This window comes from Mucilaginibacter sp. HD30, assembly GCF_054061755.1.
This window is the reverse complement of record NZ_JBSSEO010000001.1, coordinates 2,408,569-2,424,891: the sequence shown is the minus strand read 5'-3', so window position 1 is coordinate 2,424,891 and position 16,323 is coordinate 2,408,569. Positions and strand designations below refer to the sequence as shown.

Genomic DNA, 16,323 nt, shown 5'->3' with positions numbered 1-16,323 from the left:
GTTAGAAAAAAGCCTTTTTTATTTCTGTGGTACCAACTGGGATCGAACCAGTGACACATGGATTTTCAGTCCATTGCTCTACCATCTGAGCTATGGTACCCCCTGTTTGGGGAATGCAAATGTAGCTTGTTTTTTTGTTTATGAAAATTTTATTTGAAATAATTTATAGCTGCCATCTTATAAAACTATAAATCACCGCGTTGCATTAAAACTTTTTTTATGCGGATAGTATTTTCTACTTTAGTTGAGTAACCATGATGGGTCAAATTATATTCTTCATCCTTTTAGCTGCGGCTGTTTTTCTCTTCAGCAAGAATGTGGGCCGCATTCGCCGCAATATATTGCTTGGTAAAGATATTGACCGTAGCGATAGGCCTGCTGACCGATGGAAAACCATGGCCCTGGTAGCTCTTGGGCAAACAAAAATGGTTAAACGCCCCGTGGCGGCAATAATGCACTTTTTTATTTATGTAGGCTTTATCATCATCAATATTGAAGTGTTGGAGATCCTGATCGATGGCCTTTTTGGCTCGCACCGCATATTTTCAAAACCGTTAGGCAGCTTGTACGGCATTTTGATAGGTGGGTTTGAAGTATTGGCGCTGTTGGTGCTAACCGCCTGCGTGGTGTTTTTAGCCAGGCGCAATATCATCCGTTTAAAGCGCTTTAGCGGTGTTGAGATGACTGCCTGGCCAAAGTCTGACGCCAACTACATCCTTTTTATTGAGATTTGCCTGATGACGGCCTTTTTAACGATGAACGCTGCCGACTATAAACTACAGGCTTTGCATTTTGGCCATTACATTGCGGCCGGCAATTTCCCGGTGAGCAGTCTGCTGGCTCCGCTGTTGCCTTCATCTGCACAAGCTTTGGTGATTGTAGAGCGTATATGCTGGTGGTTTCACATTATCGGTATTCTGGCATTTTTAAATTATCTGCCTTACTCCAAACATTTCCACATTTTGCTGGCATTCCCTAATACATGGTATTCTAATTTAGACGTTAAAGGAAAATTCAGCAATATGGCATCAGTAACCAACGAGGTTAAGGCCATGTTAGATCCATCATTTGTGCCCGATAGTGCCGAACCTGGTCGCTTTGGTGCAAAGGATGCTACCGACCTAACCTGGAAGAACCTGATGGATGCCTACACTTGCACAGAGTGCGGCAGGTGCACTTCTGTTTGTCCGGCTAATATTACAGGTAAGCTGTTATCGCCCAGAAAGATAATGATGGACACCCGGGATAGGATTACTGAGATAGGCATTAATATTGATAAGCAAGGCAGAGAATATAAGGATGACAAAACGTTATTGGATAGCTATATAACTCGCGAAGAACTTTGGGCCTGCACTACCTGCAACGCCTGCGTAGAAGCCTGCCCGGTAAATATTGACCCGCTTAATATTATTATGCAGATGCGCCAGTATATTGTGATGGAAGAATCGCAGGCACCGGCCAGTTTAAACAATATGTTTGGCAATGTAGAAAACAATGGTGCCCCTTGGAAGTATAGCAATGCGGACAGGTTAAATTGGATGGAAAATGAGTAAGCAGTTGGCAGTAGCAGTTTGCAGTTAATTATGGAAGATCAAAACAAATCCGAAGTCGTAAATCGTAAATCCGAAATTCCCACCATGGCTCAAATGGCCGCCGAAGGTAAGCAGCCGGAAATTTTATTCTGGGTGGGATGCGCCGGCAGTTTTGATGAACGGGCGCAGAAGATAACCCGCGATATCTGCAAAATTCTGCACCACGTAGGCATCAGCTACGCAGTGTTGGGTACCGAAGAAAGCTGCACCGGCGATCCGGCTAAGCGCGCGGGCAATGAGTTTTTGTTCCAGCTGCAGGCCATGACCAATATTGAGGTGTTGAATGGCTATGAGATCAAGAAAATTGTTACCGGCTGCCCGCATTGCTTTAATACAATAAAGAACGAATACCCGGGTTTAGGCGGCAATTACGAGGTGATTCATCACACACAATTAATACAACAATTGATTGATGAAGGCAAACTAAAAGCAGAGGGTGGCGAGAGTTTTAAAGGCAAAAGAATAACCTACCACGATCCTTGTTATTTAGGGCGTGGTAACGACGTTTACGAGGCCCCTCGCAAGGCTTTAGAGATATTAGATACTGAGCTGGTAGAAATGAAACGCTGCCGCAGCAACGGCCTGTGTTGCGGCGCAGGCGGTGCCCAAATGTTTAAAGAACCCGAGCCGGGTAACAAGGACATCAATATGGAACGCATTGATGAAGTAGTGGCTATTAACGCACAGGTGATAGCGGCTGCTTGTCCGTTTTGTATGACCATGCTAACTGATGGCGTAAAGCACCGAGATAAAGATCAGGAAATTAAAGTGCTGGATATTGCGGAGATAACCGTTAGAGCAAATGGATTATAGCCCTTTTGCTTTAAAATAATTTAAAGCGCGCTGTAAACTATCCAAGCGTTCGGGCTCCATATTTTTTAGGGGGATATCCAGTATAGTAGCCATGGTATCAATATTGCCTTTTCGGTCGTTATAGGTTTGAACAATTACGTCGTCATCTTTAGTTTTAAGGCGCAGCGTGCCTTTGTAATTGTCTCCCAAATAAGTTAGGTCATCCAATTGCTGTAATTGCAGTGAAAAATATTCCTGTTTGCCGTTCTGGTAAGTTTTGCGCAGGCGAAGAAAAGAATCTTCGGTTAAATTGATCTCAAACTTTTTGAGTTTAACATCGGCTGTTACATCATATGATGTTGCCAGGCATTGATTGCTCCAACCCAGCCAGTCCTGCTCAATTACAAAGCAAAGGCATGCCGCGCCAGAGAGCGCAAGCAAAGCAATAAGTGATGTTTTTTTAACTTTAGGGATAAATGATCTTATCATTACAATAATAGAACGTGCCGAAGTTAATAATTTGATAGTTAGATGCAAATAATTATGCTAATAAGATTTAAGGTGATGATGTTGCCATGACAACAATCACTTTTATCAGCATCAATAAATTGATACCTTTGCGCATGCAGTTTTCTGAAAATTCAAGAGTGTGGATCTACCAATCGGACAGGCAACTTACCGCCGGGCAAACAGAACAAATTCAACAACATCTTAACGCCTTCACTACACAGTGGACAGCGCATAACAATCAACTTAAGGCTAAAGCAGAAATCCGATACAACCGCTTTTTAGTATTAATTGTTGACGAAACGCAGGCCGGCGCAAGTGGTTGTTCTATAGATAAGTCGGTGCATTTTATGCAGCAGATAGAACAAAAGTTCGGCATAAATTTATTCGACAGGTTTAATCTTGCGTACCGTGAGGGTAACGAGGTGCTTTCATTACCACGTAATGGTTTTGAGGAGAAGTTAAAACAAGGCCAGATCAACAGCAATACCATAGTATTTAACAACCTGGTGCAAAATGTAAAGGAGCTTGAAACTAAATGGGAAGTGCCGTTTAAAGATAGCTGGCACGTGCAGTTGTTTGGTAACCTGGTTACCGGATAACGTGAACAGAGAGGTTTTTTATAGCGTTTTATTAATTTCTCCCCACTTCTCACTTTCCGCCACCTGCTTTATCACCTCGTTACGTTGCGTTAGGAGGCTTGTCATGTAAGCTTTTAGGGTTACGATATTAAATAACTTCCCCAACAAACCATAAGGCGACTCAAACACAAATACATCGCGCATCATTGTTCCCCCGTCAATAGCGAAAAAATAATGCTCGTGCCTGAAGCATTTAAAAGCGCCGCTAACCATTTCATCAGCAAAAAAGTGCGGCGAATTAAAATCCATTATTTTGGTGGTGAGGTTTTGCCAGATAAAAAAGTGCCTGGCCCGCCACGTAACGGTCTCGCCCAATTCTATTAAGCCGCTGGTCCTGCCGGCGATGGCCTGCTCGCCGGTATGCTTGGTGGATATCAAATGCAAATCAATACTCCGCGAGAGATCAAAACACCGTTTAACAGGAGCGTTGATGGTGGTGTGGAGTTCGATGGTGGGCATATATGTTATGATTTCACCGATTTTTGGATGACTACACTGATTAAAATAATCGGTGTAATCCATGCAAAATCAGCGTAATCAAAAATTATTAAAACTCAGCATTCTTAGGGAACCTTGGGAAAGGTATAACATCCCTTATATTGCCCATGCCGGTAACAAACAACACCAAGCGCTCAAAGCCCAAGCCAAAACCGGCATGCGGGCAAGCGCCAAACCTGCGGGTATCCAGATACCACCAAAGCTCGTCTTTAGGGATGCCTATCTCGTCCATACGCTGCTCCAGTTTATCCAAGCGCTCCTCGCGCTGCGAGCCACCGATGATCTCACCGATGCCCGGGAAAAGTATATCCATTGCGGCAACGGTTTTACCATCGTCGTTTTGGCGCATGTAGAATGATTTTATTTCTTTAGGGTAGTTGGTTAATATAACCGGCTTTTTAAAGTGTTTTTCTACCAAATAGCGCTCATGTTCTGATTGCAGGTCGGTTCCCCAGCCTTCAACAGGATATTGAAATTTCTTCTTTTTATTCGGAGTTGACTCTCTTAAAATTTCAATTGCCTCGGTATAAGTCAAGCGCTCAAAATCGTTATCCAAACAAAATTGCAGTTTATCTAACAAGCTCATGTCGCTGCGCTCATTCTGTGGTTTTTGTTTTTCTTCTTCCGTTAAGCGCTGCGTTAAAAATTCAATGTCGTCTTTGTTGTTATCCAACGCGTATTTTATAACGTATTTCAGCATGGCCTCGGCAAGGTCCATGTTGTCAACAATATCATAAAAGGCCATTTCCGGCTCTATCATCCAAAACTCTGCCAGGTGGCGGGTGGTATTAGAATTCTCTGCGCGGAATGTTGGTCCGAAAGTATAAATATCGCTCAAAGCCATGGCACCAAGCTCACCCTCTAACTGACCAGATACGGTAAGATTGGTAGCACGACCAAAAAAATCCTGCTTGTAATCTATTTCGCCGGTATCGGTTTTTGGTGGGTTGGCTATATCAAAGTTAGTAACATGGAAAGTTTCGCCTGCGCCTTCGGCATCACTTGCCGTGATGATCGGCGTGTGCAAATAAACAAACCCCCGCTCCTGAAAAAACTGGTGCACCGCAAAAGCCAGGCTGTTACGCACACGGAATATCGCGCCGAAAGTATTGGTACGGAAACGCAGATGCGCTATCTCACGCAAAAACTCCAGACTATGTTTTTTAGGTTGCAGCGGGTATTTTTCAGGATCGCTATCGCCTAAAATTTCAATCTCTTTAGCCTTTACTTCAACGCTCTGGCCCTTACCTAATGAGGCAACTAACTCGCCCACAACGCTAATAGCCGCGCCGGTAGTTATCCGCTTTAACAAAGCGGCATCTGTATTTTCAAAGTCGACAACGATCTGGATGTTATTATTGGTTGAGCCATCATTCAAAGCAATAAACTGATTATTACGAAAGGTGCGTACCCATCCTTTTACCGTAACATCCATACCTGTTTGCGTACTTGCTAATAGCGCCTTGATCTTTATCCGCTGACTCATTTTTGTATATAAATTTTAAGAGCGGCTAAATTACAATTATTTGATTTAACTCACTTAACAGTCATGCCGAATTTATTTCGGCATCCCGCCAAACATGAACGCGGGCAAAGCATGTGGGGTGCTGAAACAAGTTCAGCATGACTTGGGTTTAAATATTACTTTTACACTTCTTATGAATCCAAAGTTAAGCCTCGCGCTCGGTATACTCTGCATTTCGCTCTCGCCCATATTTGTAAAGCTGGCAGATGCTTCGCCGGTGGTATGCGCTTTTTACCGCATATTTTTTGGGCTGATATTTTTGGTACCCTATTGCCTCATCAAACAAAACTTAAAGGTAGAGCGCAAGGACCTGATATTGGCGCTAATTGGCGGATTGGTTTTTGCCGCCGATATTGCCCTATGGAACCTGTCGCTTAAAATGATTAGCGCTACGGTGTCAACCCTTTTAGCTAATCTGGCACCTTTATGGGTTGGTTTAATAAGCTATTTCCTGTTTCGCAAAAAGGTAGAAAAATTATTCTGGATAGGTACCGGCGTAGCCATTGCCGGTATGCTGATACTGGTTGGCCTGCGGGATGTATTGCACCTGCAGTTTGGACTGGGTTTTGTGTTCGCGGTAGTGGCAAGCATGCTCTATGCTATATATATCCTCATTACAAAAGATATATTGGCTCGCATGGGCACTATTACCTTTATGTTCTATAATATGCTGGCGGCCTTGGTGTTTCTGTTTGTAATGTGTGTAATAAATAATGAGGAGTTGGTTAGATACTCAAACTCTAATTGGCTCTATTTTGCCGGGATGGGTATAATATGCCAGTTGCTGGGCTGGCTGGCCATTAATTACTCAATCAGGTTTATAGAATCAACCAAGGTAGCCATAACCCTTTTAAGCCAAACAGTGGTAGCAGCCCTGCTGGCGGCAATATTATTAAATGAAGTGTTGGGTACGCATGAAATTGTTGGCAGCTTGATAGTATTGGCTGGCATTGCAATTACGTTTTTAAAACCTAAAATTAACAATGCTTAAAGTTTTCTATTGGTAAACTTTTGTATATTTGTGCTATGAACATTATTACTAGGCGAACTATTCTTTTTTATATAGAAAAGTATCCGCTTGCTTCAAATTCGCTTAAAGCATGGTACCACGAGATCTCAAATGCCTGGTTTAATAGTTTTAACGACTTGAAAAATGTTTACGGGAATGCAAGTATAGTTGGAAATAACCGAGTGATTTTCAATATAAAGGGAAATACTTTTAGATTGATTGTTTCTATGAATTTTCAAAAACAAGCTGCATATGTTATTTGGTTTGGTACACATACGGAATATGATAAAATTGATGCAGTGACTGTTCCTTTTGAATATAACTGATTGAAATAAAGCGGCGCAGCTTTTAAAACTCTGCACAGAGAAATGAACAAATCTTGGAAAGTATTAAAGACGGAAGCGGAGTATAAGATTGCGCTGGAAAGGACAATCGGAATTTTTAACGCTGAGGATGGAACGCCGGAAAGCGATGAGTTAGATCTTTTATTACTTCTTGTAAAAGATTATGAAGATCGTCATTATCATATCCCTGACCCCGACCCAATAGAGGTAATCAAATTAAAACTTGAAGAGAAAGGACTAAAGCAAAAAGATCTGGAACATATCATTGGATCTAAAAGTTATGTATCTCAGATTTTATCCGGAAAAAAAGAATTGACCCTAAAAATGGTGAGAGGTTTACATCAATTTTTAGGCATATCAGCTGATATTCTTTTGGCAGAAGTGAAATAACGCATGATATTAAAATCCACCGTTGACCGCATTATGGAAGCCACCGACATTGTGGAGGTGATAGGGGAATTTGTGACTTTAAAAAAGCGTGGTGCCAACTTTGTGGGGCTTTCGCCCTTTGCTAATGAACGTACACCATCGTTTACTGTGTCGCCTGCAAAGGGCATCTTTAAAGATTTTTCATCAGGCAAGGGGGGCAGCGCTGTTACCTTTTTAATGGAGCTGGAAAAGTTTACCTATCCCGAAGCATTAAAATGGCTGGCAAAAAAATACGGTATTGAGGTAGAGGAAACGAAAGAAGCGCCGGAAGATCGCGAGGCAGATAATCGCCGCGAAAGCCTGATGATCGTATCGGGTTATGCGGCCAGGTTCTTTCATGAGAGTTTACTTGATACCGACGAAGGCAAAAGTATAGGCCTGAGTTATTTTAAAGAACGCGGTTTTAGCACCGAAACCATCAATAAGTTCGAGCTGGGCTACTCGCCCGATCAATGGGAAGCTTTTACAGGCCAAGCCATAAAGGAAGGCTACCAACCAGAGTTTTTGATAGAAAGCGGTCTGTCTGTTAAGCGCGATAACGGCAATCTGTACGATAGGTATCGTGGCCGGGTAATGTTCCCGATACATAGTTATACAGGGCGTGTTATTGCTTTTGGCGGGCGCACGCTAAAGACTGATAAGAACGTACCTAAGTATGTAAACTCGCCCGAGTCCGAGATTTACCACAAGTCGAGTGTTTTATACGGGCTTTATTTTGCCAAACAGGCCATTCGCAATGAGGATAACTGCTACCTGGTAGAGGGTTATGCCGATGTTATATCAGTACATCAGGCAGGGATCGAGAATGTGGTGGCTTCGTCGGGCACCTCGTTAACTGTTGAGCAGATCAGACTTATCAGCAGGCTTACCAAAAACATTACCATTTTATATGATGGCGATGCGGCCGGTATAAAAGCATCATTGCGTGGCCTGGATATGATATTAGAAGAGGGCCTGAATGTAAAAGTGGTGCTGTTCCCTGATGGACACGATCCGGACTCTTACGTGCGACTGGTAGGTACATCGGCCTTTAAAAAACATATTGAGGATAATAAGAAAGATTTCATCCTCTATAAAACCAACCTGTTGCTTAAAGAAGCAGGTAATGATCCCATAAGGAAATCAGAAGTAATAAGGGATATAGTAGAGAGCATCGCCAAAATACCCGATTCTATTAAGGCATCTGTATTTATAAAAGAGTGCAGCCATATACTACAGATAGACGAGCGCGCGCTGCTATCTGAACTGAATAAAATGCGCCAGGCCAAGGCGAAAAAAGATGGCCAGCAGCAGCAATCACATCGCGAAGCGAACCCGCCGGAAGACCTTTGGGCAGAACCTGCCGTTGAAGAAAAACGCGAGGATGAGGCTACACAGGAAAAAGAAATAATACGCTTACTGTTGTTATACGGCAACAAGGTGATAGACTGGGACGGAATTGCCAATACCTATATAGGTCCGTTTATGATTGCGGAGCTGAATGATGTGGATTTTGAGCAACCTACCTGCAAAAACTTTGTCGATATTTACGGTAAACAGGTAGAGAATGGCGTTTTACCCGAGGAGCAATTTTTTATTCATTATCCTGATAAAGATATTGTTGACCTTACCGTTACACTAATTGCAACCAAATATACGTTAAGCGATAACTGGTACGAGATGCACCGCATAACCGTACCCGATGAACAGGCTAATATGAAGGCCACTATTTTGGGTGCTATCTTTCATTTAAAGATGCACAAGGTGGGCAAACTGTTAGAGAACCTGCGTAAGGAGCTGCAGGTTGCCGAAACTGCCGAAGAACAGGATGTTTTGCTTAGCCAGTATATGCGGATGAAGAAGGTGGAGAAATCAATATCAGATTACTTAGGCTCTGTTATATTAAAATAATGGCAAGCCATAATGATCTCGGTCGCAAAGGCGAATTAATGGCTAAACTTTATCTGGAGCAGCAGGGTTACGAGATAATGGACGAGAACTGGTGCCACGGCAAAGCAGAAATTGACCTGATTGCCTATAAGGACAAAGTAATTATATTTACCGAAGTAAAAACGCGTACAGGTAACGGGTTTGGTGAGCCGGAAGACTTTGTGGACAACCGCAAGCAACGTTTGTTAGCAGATGCAGCCGATGAGTACATTTACCTGATGAACCACCAGGGAGAGGTACGATTTGACATCATTGCCATTTTATTTAAAAACGAAGAGAATTATAAATTAAACCATATCGAGGATGCGTTTTGGCCGTCCGCCACTTAATATTATGAAAAGAATACCCGCGCTTTATTTAGCTGCCGCATTGCTCATCATCTTTGCATGTAATTTTGGATGTAACGAAGAGAAGCCCAAAGGACAGGACATAACCATTTCGCCAGATGCCGGTACCACCATTAAAGCTGGAACTGATGTTACTGTAAAGTTAAATTACCCAACCGACATGGTGCCTGATTCCATTGTGTATTTTATTGAATCAACAACTGTAGCATTAAAAAAGGATGCTTCAGCAATTGTAATTAAAACCGATACTTTACCCCTCGGTCCAAAAACTATTACTGCCAAGGTATATAAGTTGGGAGAAAGCCAGGACATATCTACTAATATAGTGTTACTGGCTGCCAAAGCGCCCGAGAAGCTTAGCTTTACTGTAGAGAAGGTGTATCCGCATGATATTTCTTCTTATACAGAAGGTTTGCAGTATTATGATGGGTATCTGTACGAAAGTGATGGTGGTTATCTTGATCCACCGCCAAACGATGTTGTTTTAGGCCCTTCAAGTTTACGCAAAGTTGACCTTGTTAGCGGTAAGGTTTTACACTCAATACAAAATGACCCTAAAGTATTTGCTGAGGGAATAGCTATTGTGGGTGATAAGATAATTCAGCTTACGTATCGCGAAAAGATAGGTTATGTGTATGATAAAAGCACTTTTAAATTGCTTAATACCTTTGAAAACAAAGTTGGGCTTGAGGGTTGGGGCATGACGTTTGACGGCAAAAAACTTTTAATGGACGACAGTACAAACCGTATCTGGTTCCTGAATAAAGATACCTACCAGGAAAACGGTTTTATTGATGTATATGATGACAAGGGGCCGGTAGCCGAAATAAATGAGCTGGAATATGTCGATGGCAAAATATTCGCCAATATTTATCGAACGAATGATATCATCATAATTGATGCAAAAACGGGCGCTGTTTTACAAAAAATAGATATGTCTGGTTTATATCCGGAAAAGAAACGCAATAAGGAGGCTGATGTGCTGAATGGCATAGCTTGGGATGCAAAAGGCAAACGCATGTTTATTACCGGAAAGTTTTGGGATAAGTTGTTTCAAGTTTCCTTCTCAAAGAAATAATTTCTTACAACCGTACTCTTAAAAAAAGAAAAGCCGCTCATTAATTTGAACGGCTTTTCTTTATTGCTTGCTATCCCCCGTTAGAGGGTTAGGGGGCAGGGCCTATCTCCAGGCCTTATACTGGTTGATCAAACCATTTGTTGATGAATCATGCGACGATACTTCATCGTTATTTTTTAATTCAGGGAGTATTTTGCCGGCCAATTGCTTACCCAACTCAACACCCCATTGATCAAAACTGTAAATGTTCCATATAATGCCCTGTACGAATATCTTGTGCTCATACATAGCTAATAATGATCCTAAGCTGCGCGGCGTTATTTTTTTAACCAATATAGAGTTGGTAGGGCGGTTACCCTCGAAAACTTTAAACTGAGCCAATTTTTCAATTTCTTCTTCAGATTTTCCGGCGGCCTTTAGCTCAGCAATAACTTCTTCGCTGGTTTTGCCGTTCATCAACGCTTCTGTCTGCGCGAAGAAGTTTGATAGCAACATATTGTGATGTTCGCCAAGCGGATTATGAGATTGTGCAGGCGCTATAAAATCGCAAGGGATCAATTTTGTTCCCTGGTGGATTAATTGATAAAACGCATGCTGGCCGTTAGTGCCCGGCTCGCCCCAGATAATAGGCCCGGTAGAATAATCTACAGGCTCGCCGTTGCGGTCAACATATTTACCGTTGCTTTCCATATCGCCCTGCTGAAAGTAAGCAGCAAAGCGGTGCATGTACTGGTCATACGGTAATATAGCTTGTGTTTCGGCGTCAAAAAAGTTGTTATACCAAACACCTAACAGCGCAAGTATTACAGGTAGGTTTTCGTTAGCCTCAGTTGTTTTAAAATGGTTATCCATTGCGTGCGCCCCGGCCAGTAACTCTTTAAAGTTATCAAAGCCCACGCTTAAAGAAATTGATAAGCCGATAGCGCTCCATAAAGAGTAACGGCCACCAACCCAATCCCAAAACTCAAACATATTTTTGGTATCAATACCAAACTTGGCAACACCTTCAGCATTGGTAGACAGGGCCGCAAAGTGTTTAGCAACATCGCTGTCAGCACCGCCGCTTTTAATAAACCAATCGCGTGCGCTGTTGGCGTTGGCCATGGTTTCCTGCGTTGTAAAAGTTTTAGATGCAACAAGGAACAACGTTGTTTCTGCATTTAATCCTTTAAGTGTTTCGGCTATATGCGTTCCATCAACATTAGATACAAAATGCAGGTTTAAATGATTTTTGTAAGCTTTAAGGGCTTCTGTAACCATAACCGGCCCAAGGTCAGAGCCACCTATACCAATGTTTACCACATCGGTTATCGCTTTGCCAGTGTAACCCTTCCAACTACCCGAAATTATTGCCTCGCTAAATTCTTTCATATGTGCCAGTACACTGTTAACATCAGGCATAACGTCTTTACCGTCAACATACACGGGGGTGTTGCTTTGGTTGCGCAAGGCAGTGTGCAACACCTGCCTACCTTCGGTTGCGTTAATAATATCACCGTTAAACATGGCGGCAACTGCATCATTTAACCTACACTCATTGGCCAGTTGTAGCAACAGTGCCAATGTCTCGTCATTGATCCGGTTTTTTGAATAATCAAGCAGGATATCCTCAAATTGCAGCGAGAATTTGGCAAATCTTTGATTATCAGCGATAAAAAGATCTTTCATGCTTGCTGCAGCCATATCAATGTAATGATCTGTGAGATATTTATAGGCAGCTGTAGTGGTAAAATTAATGTTTGGCAACATAGTTGATTAAAGTTTAATAGAAGCAAAATTATAATTTAAAATTTAGCCCAAGGGTTAAATTTTATTTAATAGCCAATTATAATTCGAACACGTTTTCAAATGGTGCAGTAACGGCAAAAATAAATTGCTATATTTAAATTTAATGGCGATTTTATTGTCTTTTAAAAAATGTTTGTATAACGTATTTGCTTTGTTTTTAATAGAATAACGATTTTATTAATAATTTATAAATTACCTTTTAAAGCGGACTGGTTATGTTTGAAAAACTTTTTTTACTTGTTAAAAATAACGCCGGGACGGCCGTTATAGACAATCCTTTAATTCCTGCTAAGCATCATGAAGCTATTATTAATGATGCATCGAGTTCCATTATCGACGTGTTAAAAGGTCAGATAGAAACGGGCAAGCTAAAGGATATGATCAAGTACTTTCAGTTCCCGGGCATTTACGGCAGCAATCCGCTTATTAGCACTACGGTTAATAAGTTTGCCAATAAACTGAACAACTACTATGGCTTAGAGCCTGCAGAGGCTCTTAAAACTGCCAAAAAGTTAATTCCGCAGGTTATGCAACATCTTATTGATCAATCTAAAAACGAGAGTGATAAAGAGTTTTCGTTACGCCACCTGTTAGAGATGCTTGGCGGAAGCAATACTAAAGCTGTATTAAATCAGCTTACTGCAGCTTAAAATATTTTTTATACTAAAGAGGCCTGCCTGTTAAAAATGGGCAGGTTTTTTTATGCAGCCCCTGCTAAATCCTCCCCGGGAGGGAGGACTTTGATTGATGCATAAATAAAGTGTCTCCGCCTGCGGGAGATTTAGAGGGGGCTTATTATATTTGCCACATGACTAAAGAACAGATCCAGGATTTAAGGGATAGATTAATTTCCCTGAGGAGGCATCTTTGACATCGATAAGAAACTCGATGCGCTAAAAGAAGAACAGGAAATAACCATTGGCCCTAATTTTTGGGATCATCCCAAAGAAGCCGAAAAGGTTTTAGCCTCTATAAAAACAAAAAAAGTTTGGACAGACCAATACCAGAAGGTAGCATCGGTAATTGACGATGCCGCCGTTATGTTAGACTTTTTTAAAAGCGGCGACGCTACCGAAGCAGAATTTAAGGAGCAATATGATCTTGCCGTTAAGGTGATTGAAGAGCTTGAGTTTAAAAATATGCTCTCGGCCGAAGAAGATCAGCTGAATGCCGTATTGCAAATAACAGCCGGCGCGGGTGGTACAGAAAGCTGCGACTGGGCCGGTATGCTTATGCGCATGTATATTATGTGGGGCGAAAAGAACGGTTATAAAGTATCCGAGCAGGATTTTCAAGAAGGTGAATCGGCAGGCGTTAAAACGGTAACCTTACAGTTAGAGGGCGAGTTTGCCTACGGTTATTTAAAAGGCGAAAATGGGGTACATCGTTTAGTGCGGATATCGCCATTTGATTCTAATGCCAAGCGCCATACCTCGTTTGCATCGGTGTATGTTTATCCACTGGTTGATGATACTATCGAAATAGAAGTAAACCCGGGCGATATTGAGTTTGAAACTTTCCGTGCAGGCGGCGCGGGCGGGCAAAATGTAAATAAGGTGGAAACCGCAGTGCGTTTATATCACAAACCGTCTGGCATTATTATAAAAAACCAGGAGTCGCGCTCGCAATTACAAAATAAAGAGAATGCTATTCGCTTATTAAAATCGCAGCTATACGAAATAGAGATGCGCAAGCGCCAGGAAGCATCTAATAAGGTTGAGGGTAATAAAAAGAAAATAGAGTGGGGGTCGCAAATACGTAACTATGTGCTGCATCCCTACAAATTGGTTAAAGATCTGCGTACCGATCATGAAACATCAAACGCACAAGCCGTGTTAGATGGTGAACTTGATGACTTCTTGAAAGCTTATTTAATGGAGTTTGGCGGAGACAAATAATATGATCTATATTTTGCATGTTAAACAGCTTAGCATGCAAAACATAAACCGTAAGTTAGGGTTATCAATTTAGCTACACTAAACTTTAAATCATGCATATCAAAAAAGTAATTATCGGTATTGATAACAGCAAAATAGCCGAGCACGCCGCACAATATGGTTTTGAATTGGCCCGCGCCTTTAAAGGGCAGGTAGGGCTGGTTCATGTTATTGAGCCTACTGTAATGCCGCTAACCGGCAATGTGGACCCAATGCTTGGTGGCACCATGCAGGATATGACCGGGAACGATGTAGAATTAATGGACATACAAAACCAGGCGTCAAAAAGGGTTGTTGAACACATTGTCGAAAAATTTGGCCAAGGCATATCGATTACCCACTTTACTGAATTTGGCGATACAGCCGATGGCATAATAGAAGCGGGCAACGAGTTTAATGCCGACATTATTGTGGTGGGCACCCACAGCCGCACCGGCCTTGATAGGTTGTTGATGGGTAGTGTTGCCGAGCACGTGGTGAGGCATGCAACAATACCGGTATTTGTTGTTCCGCTACCGCATAATGATGAATAATAAAAACTCAGGTTGTTAATAAAGCAATCTGAATTTTATTGTATGCTCAATAGCTTTCAGCTCATTTAATATTTCCGGATCATAACCTGTATTCACATCCGTTATTACATAACCTATCTGCGGGTTTGTAACCAAAAACTCGCCTACTATATTAATATTGTGGCGGGCAAAAATCTCGTTTATTTTAGCCAGAATGCCCGGCACGTTTTTATGGATATGTATCAGCCTGTGGGCATTGCTTATGCGCGGTGGTTGCAGATCAGGGAAATTGCAGCTGGTATGCGTTTTGCCTTCATTCATAAAAGCAATAACACGTTTAGGCAAAAAATCATCGTTACGCGGGTTATGCTTGGGGTCGTCAAAAATTATCACTCCGTTATCGCATGCCGCTTCTGATAGTTTACGATTTACTTTACCAAAACATCCAATTACTTTAAGGCGCCCCGCTTGTATTATTTGCTCAGGGGTAGGCTGGTTTTGTTCATCGCAAAACAGTATTCCGGCCTCTTCTAAGTATTTTTCCTCAATGGTTTCGCGTACGCGTAAATTATAACCTTCTTTGCGCATCTGCGCCAGGGCTTCTTCTTCAATATCACCAACAACAAGGCACTTTATGCGGTTTTTAGGATATGATATAGCACGTGGCAGCTTATTGATGTACAAAAACTCGTCAAAGCTTGGCGTAATATGATCTGCTTTTTCGGCAACTGATTTTCTTTCTATATTCTCTGTAAAGGCAAAGAACTTTTTTATCATACCCGATTCCTTTAACTGGAAGTCTGAGTATCCATCCCCTATGCCGTATATATCACCTTCAAGTTTCAATTCCTTAAGCAGTTTTACTTTTCCACCTTCCTGCGATAGCGGGTTCTCACGATCGTATCCTACTATGTTACCATCATCATCAAACACGAAAGTGTTTGCATAAATATTTTCCTTCTTAATATGATACTCCGTAACTACGGGGATGATAAATTCTTTAAATCCTCCGGATACGATAAGTACCTCGTCCTGATGATTTTTAAAGAAAATAGTATTGCGCGAAAAGGAGGTAGAAACCTTTTTCTTCAGGTGGCTTATCAGCAGTTTTAAATGCTCGCGGTTGGCCTGTAAAAGTTTAACACGGTTCTCTAAACTCTGGCTGAAAGACAAGCGGCCTTCCATTGATGCATTGGTAAGATCCTCTATCTGCTGATATATATTTTCGCGGTCGGGATGATTTTTTAAGGATATTCTGGCAAGTTCGTCCAGCGCTTCAACCTGAGTAAATGTGCTGTCGAAATCTATTATAAAATACTGACTCATTTTTTTGGGATATGCAAAGGTGCAATTTTTGCTCGACGTTTTTTAGTGATTGTGGCTAAACTTATATAA

The 16,323-nt window shown here is 41.8% G+C and carries 17 protein-coding genes and 1 tRNA gene; 12 read left to right on the top strand and 6 right to left on the bottom strand.

Annotation, left to right across the window (positions count from 1 at the left end; genetic code table 11):
- Positions 1–27 precede the first annotated feature (27 nt).
- A tRNA-Phe gene (locus ACVW2L_RS11545) sits at positions 28–100 on the bottom strand.
- 154 nt (positions 101–254) lie between these two features.
- Here ACVW2L_RS11545 and ACVW2L_RS11540 point away from each other — a divergent pair.
- Together ACVW2L_RS11540 and ACVW2L_RS11535 are read left to right on the top strand one after the other, a co-directional pair.
- A complete protein-coding gene (locus ACVW2L_RS11540) occupies positions 255–1,553 on the top strand; it encodes a 4Fe-4S dicluster domain-containing protein (RefSeq protein WP_457128120.1) in 1,299 nt (432 codons plus the stop codon).
- Between the two features lie 30 nt (positions 1,554–1,583).
- Positions 1,584–2,405, top strand: coding sequence for a (Fe-S)-binding protein (locus ACVW2L_RS11535; protein ID WP_457128119.1), 822 nt, complete (start codon positions 1,584–1,586; stop codon positions 2,403–2,405).
- On the opposite strand, the gene ACVW2L_RS11530 is transcribed toward ACVW2L_RS11535, so the two are convergent.
- Positions 2,400–2,873 (bottom strand): hypothetical protein, encoded by a 474-nt coding sequence (locus ACVW2L_RS11530; protein WP_457128118.1) that lies wholly within the window; start codon positions 2,871–2,873, stop codon positions 2,400–2,402. The two genes, ACVW2L_RS11535 and ACVW2L_RS11530, sit on opposite strands and share 6 nt — an antisense overlap.
- Positions 2,874–2,959: 86 nt before the next feature.
- On the opposite strand from ACVW2L_RS11530, the gene ACVW2L_RS11525 reads away from it, so the two are divergent.
- Positions 2,960–3,493 (top strand): ABC transporter ATPase, encoded by a 534-nt coding sequence (locus ACVW2L_RS11525; protein ID WP_457128117.1) that lies wholly within the window; start codon positions 2,960–2,962, stop codon positions 3,491–3,493.
- Positions 3,494–3,511: 18 nt separating this feature from the next.
- On the opposite strand, the gene ACVW2L_RS11520 is transcribed toward ACVW2L_RS11525, so the two are convergent.
- Positions 3,512–3,991 (bottom strand): SRPBCC family protein, encoded by a 480-nt coding sequence (locus ACVW2L_RS11520; RefSeq protein WP_457128116.1) that lies wholly within the window; start codon positions 3,989–3,991, stop codon positions 3,512–3,514.
- 88 nt (positions 3,992–4,079) lie between these two features.
- Positions 4,080–5,516, bottom strand: coding sequence for an asparagine--tRNA ligase (gene asnS, locus ACVW2L_RS11515; protein ID WP_457128115.1), 1,437 nt, complete (start codon positions 5,514–5,516; stop codon positions 4,080–4,082).
- 172 nt (positions 5,517–5,688) lie between these two features.
- Between asnS and ACVW2L_RS11510 the strand changes: the two genes are divergently transcribed.
- From ACVW2L_RS11510 to ACVW2L_RS11485, 6 genes are read left to right on the top strand one after another with little or no spacing between them, the layout of a single operon-like run.
- Positions 5,689–6,546, top strand: coding sequence for a DMT family transporter (locus ACVW2L_RS11510; RefSeq protein ID WP_457128114.1), 858 nt, complete (start codon positions 5,689–5,691; stop codon positions 6,544–6,546).
- 35 nt (positions 6,547–6,581) lie between these two features.
- On the top strand, positions 6,582–6,890 hold the full coding sequence (locus tag ACVW2L_RS11505; protein WP_457128113.1) for a type II toxin-antitoxin system HigB family toxin: 309 nt from the start codon (positions 6,582–6,584) through the stop codon (positions 6,888–6,890).
- Between the two features lie 42 nt (positions 6,891–6,932).
- Positions 6,933–7,298 (top strand): helix-turn-helix domain-containing protein, encoded by a 366-nt coding sequence (locus ACVW2L_RS11500; protein WP_457128112.1) that lies wholly within the window; start codon positions 6,933–6,935, stop codon positions 7,296–7,298.
- A gap of 3 nt (positions 7,299–7,301) precedes the next feature.
- Positions 7,302–9,227, top strand: a complete 1,926-nt coding sequence (dnaG, locus tag ACVW2L_RS11495) for a DNA primase (protein WP_457128111.1) — start codon at positions 7,302–7,304, stop codon at positions 9,225–9,227.
- On the top strand, positions 9,227–9,595 hold the full coding sequence (locus tag ACVW2L_RS11490; protein ID WP_457128110.1) for a YraN family protein: 369 nt from the start codon (positions 9,227–9,229) through the stop codon (positions 9,593–9,595). Before dnaG ends, ACVW2L_RS11490 begins: the two co-directional genes overlap by 1 nt.
- A gap of 4 nt (positions 9,596–9,599) precedes the next feature.
- Positions 9,600–10,691 carry a glutaminyl-peptide cyclotransferase gene (locus ACVW2L_RS11485; RefSeq protein ID WP_457128109.1) on the top strand — a complete coding sequence of 364 codons (1,092 nt, stop codon included), beginning with the start codon at positions 9,600–9,602 and terminating at the stop codon, positions 10,689–10,691.
- A gap of 102 nt (positions 10,692–10,793) precedes the next feature.
- Here ACVW2L_RS11485 and pgi read toward each other — a convergent pair whose 3' ends face one another.
- A complete protein-coding gene (gene pgi / locus ACVW2L_RS11480; protein ID WP_457128108.1) occupies positions 10,794–12,440 on the bottom strand; it encodes a glucose-6-phosphate isomerase in 1,647 nt (548 codons plus the stop codon).
- Between the two features lie 254 nt (positions 12,441–12,694).
- Here pgi and ACVW2L_RS11475 point away from each other — a divergent pair, with 254 nt between their 5' ends.
- The 3 genes from ACVW2L_RS11475 to ACVW2L_RS11465 all read left to right on the top strand — a co-directional run bounded on the left by ACVW2L_RS11475 (position 12,695) and on the right by ACVW2L_RS11465 (position 14,949).
- On the top strand, positions 12,695–13,129 hold the full coding sequence (locus ACVW2L_RS11475) for a hypothetical protein (protein ID WP_457128107.1): 435 nt from the start codon (positions 12,695–12,697) through the stop codon (positions 13,127–13,129).
- 158 nt (positions 13,130–13,287) lie between these two features.
- A protein-coding gene (gene prfB / locus ACVW2L_RS11470; RefSeq protein ID WP_457128106.1) for a peptide chain release factor 2 occupies positions 13,288–14,377 on the top strand; the annotation gives its coding sequence in 2 pieces (ribosomal slippage) (positions 13,288–13,347 and positions 13,349–14,377; 1,089 coding nt in all).
- A 92-nt stretch (positions 14,378–14,469) separates the two neighbouring features.
- Entirely contained in the window at positions 14,470–14,949 is a 480-nt protein-coding gene (locus ACVW2L_RS11465) for a universal stress protein (RefSeq protein WP_457128105.1), read from the top strand.
- Positions 14,950–14,964: 15 nt separating this feature from the next.
- Here the strand turns inward: ACVW2L_RS11465 and ACVW2L_RS11460 are convergent, their stop codons facing one another.
- Positions 14,965–16,254, bottom strand: a complete 1,290-nt coding sequence (locus ACVW2L_RS11460) for an HAD-IB family phosphatase (RefSeq protein ID WP_457128104.1) — start codon at positions 16,252–16,254, stop codon at positions 14,965–14,967.
- Positions 16,255–16,323 lie beyond the last annotated feature (69 nt).

What these genes read in the sequence shown, in the direction of transcription:
- ACVW2L_RS11465 (WP_457128105.1), top strand. Translation starts at nt 14,470, where the DNA reads ATGCATATCAAAAAAGTAATTATCGGTATTGATAACAGCAAAATAGCC.
- ACVW2L_RS11535 (WP_457128119.1), top strand. Translation starts at nt 1,584, where the DNA reads ATGGAAGATCAAAACAAATCCGAAGTCGTAAATCGTAAATCCGAAATT.
- ACVW2L_RS11530 (WP_457128118.1), bottom strand. Translation starts at nt 2,873, where the DNA reads ATGATAAGATCATTTATCCCTAAAGTTAAAAAAACATCACTTATTGCT.
- pgi (WP_457128108.1), bottom strand. Translation starts at nt 12,440, where the DNA reads ATGTTGCCAAACATTAATTTTACCACTACAGCTGCCTATAAATATCTC.
- ACVW2L_RS11520 (WP_457128116.1), bottom strand. Translation starts at nt 3,991, where the DNA reads ATGCCCACCATCGAACTCCACACCACCATCAACGCTCCTGTTAAACGG.
- ACVW2L_RS11525 (WP_457128117.1), top strand. Translation starts at nt 2,960, where the DNA reads ATGACAACAATCACTTTTATCAGCATCAATAAATTGATACCTTTGCGC.
- ACVW2L_RS11510 (WP_457128114.1), top strand. Translation starts at nt 5,689, where the DNA reads ATGAATCCAAAGTTAAGCCTCGCGCTCGGTATACTCTGCATTTCGCTC.
- asnS (WP_457128115.1), bottom strand. Translation starts at nt 5,516, where the DNA reads ATGAGTCAGCGGATAAAGATCAAGGCGCTATTAGCAAGTACGCAAACA.
- ACVW2L_RS11505 (WP_457128113.1), top strand. Translation starts at nt 6,582, where the DNA reads ATGAACATTATTACTAGGCGAACTATTCTTTTTTATATAGAAAAGTAT.
- ACVW2L_RS11460 (WP_457128104.1), bottom strand. Translation starts at nt 16,254, where the DNA reads ATGAGTCAGTATTTTATAATAGATTTCGACAGCACATTTACTCAGGTT.
- ACVW2L_RS11475 (WP_457128107.1), top strand. Translation starts at nt 12,695, where the DNA reads ATGTTTGAAAAACTTTTTTTACTTGTTAAAAATAACGCCGGGACGGCC.
- ACVW2L_RS11500 (WP_457128112.1), top strand. Translation starts at nt 6,933, where the DNA reads ATGAACAAATCTTGGAAAGTATTAAAGACGGAAGCGGAGTATAAGATT.
- ACVW2L_RS11485 (WP_457128109.1), top strand. Translation starts at nt 9,600, where the DNA reads ATGAAAAGAATACCCGCGCTTTATTTAGCTGCCGCATTGCTCATCATC.
- dnaG (WP_457128111.1), top strand. Translation starts at nt 7,302, where the DNA reads ATGATATTAAAATCCACCGTTGACCGCATTATGGAAGCCACCGACATT.
- ACVW2L_RS11490 (WP_457128110.1), top strand. Translation starts at nt 9,227, where the DNA reads ATGGCAAGCCATAATGATCTCGGTCGCAAAGGCGAATTAATGGCTAAA.
- ACVW2L_RS11540 (WP_457128120.1), top strand. Translation starts at nt 255, where the DNA reads ATGATGGGTCAAATTATATTCTTCATCCTTTTAGCTGCGGCTGTTTTT.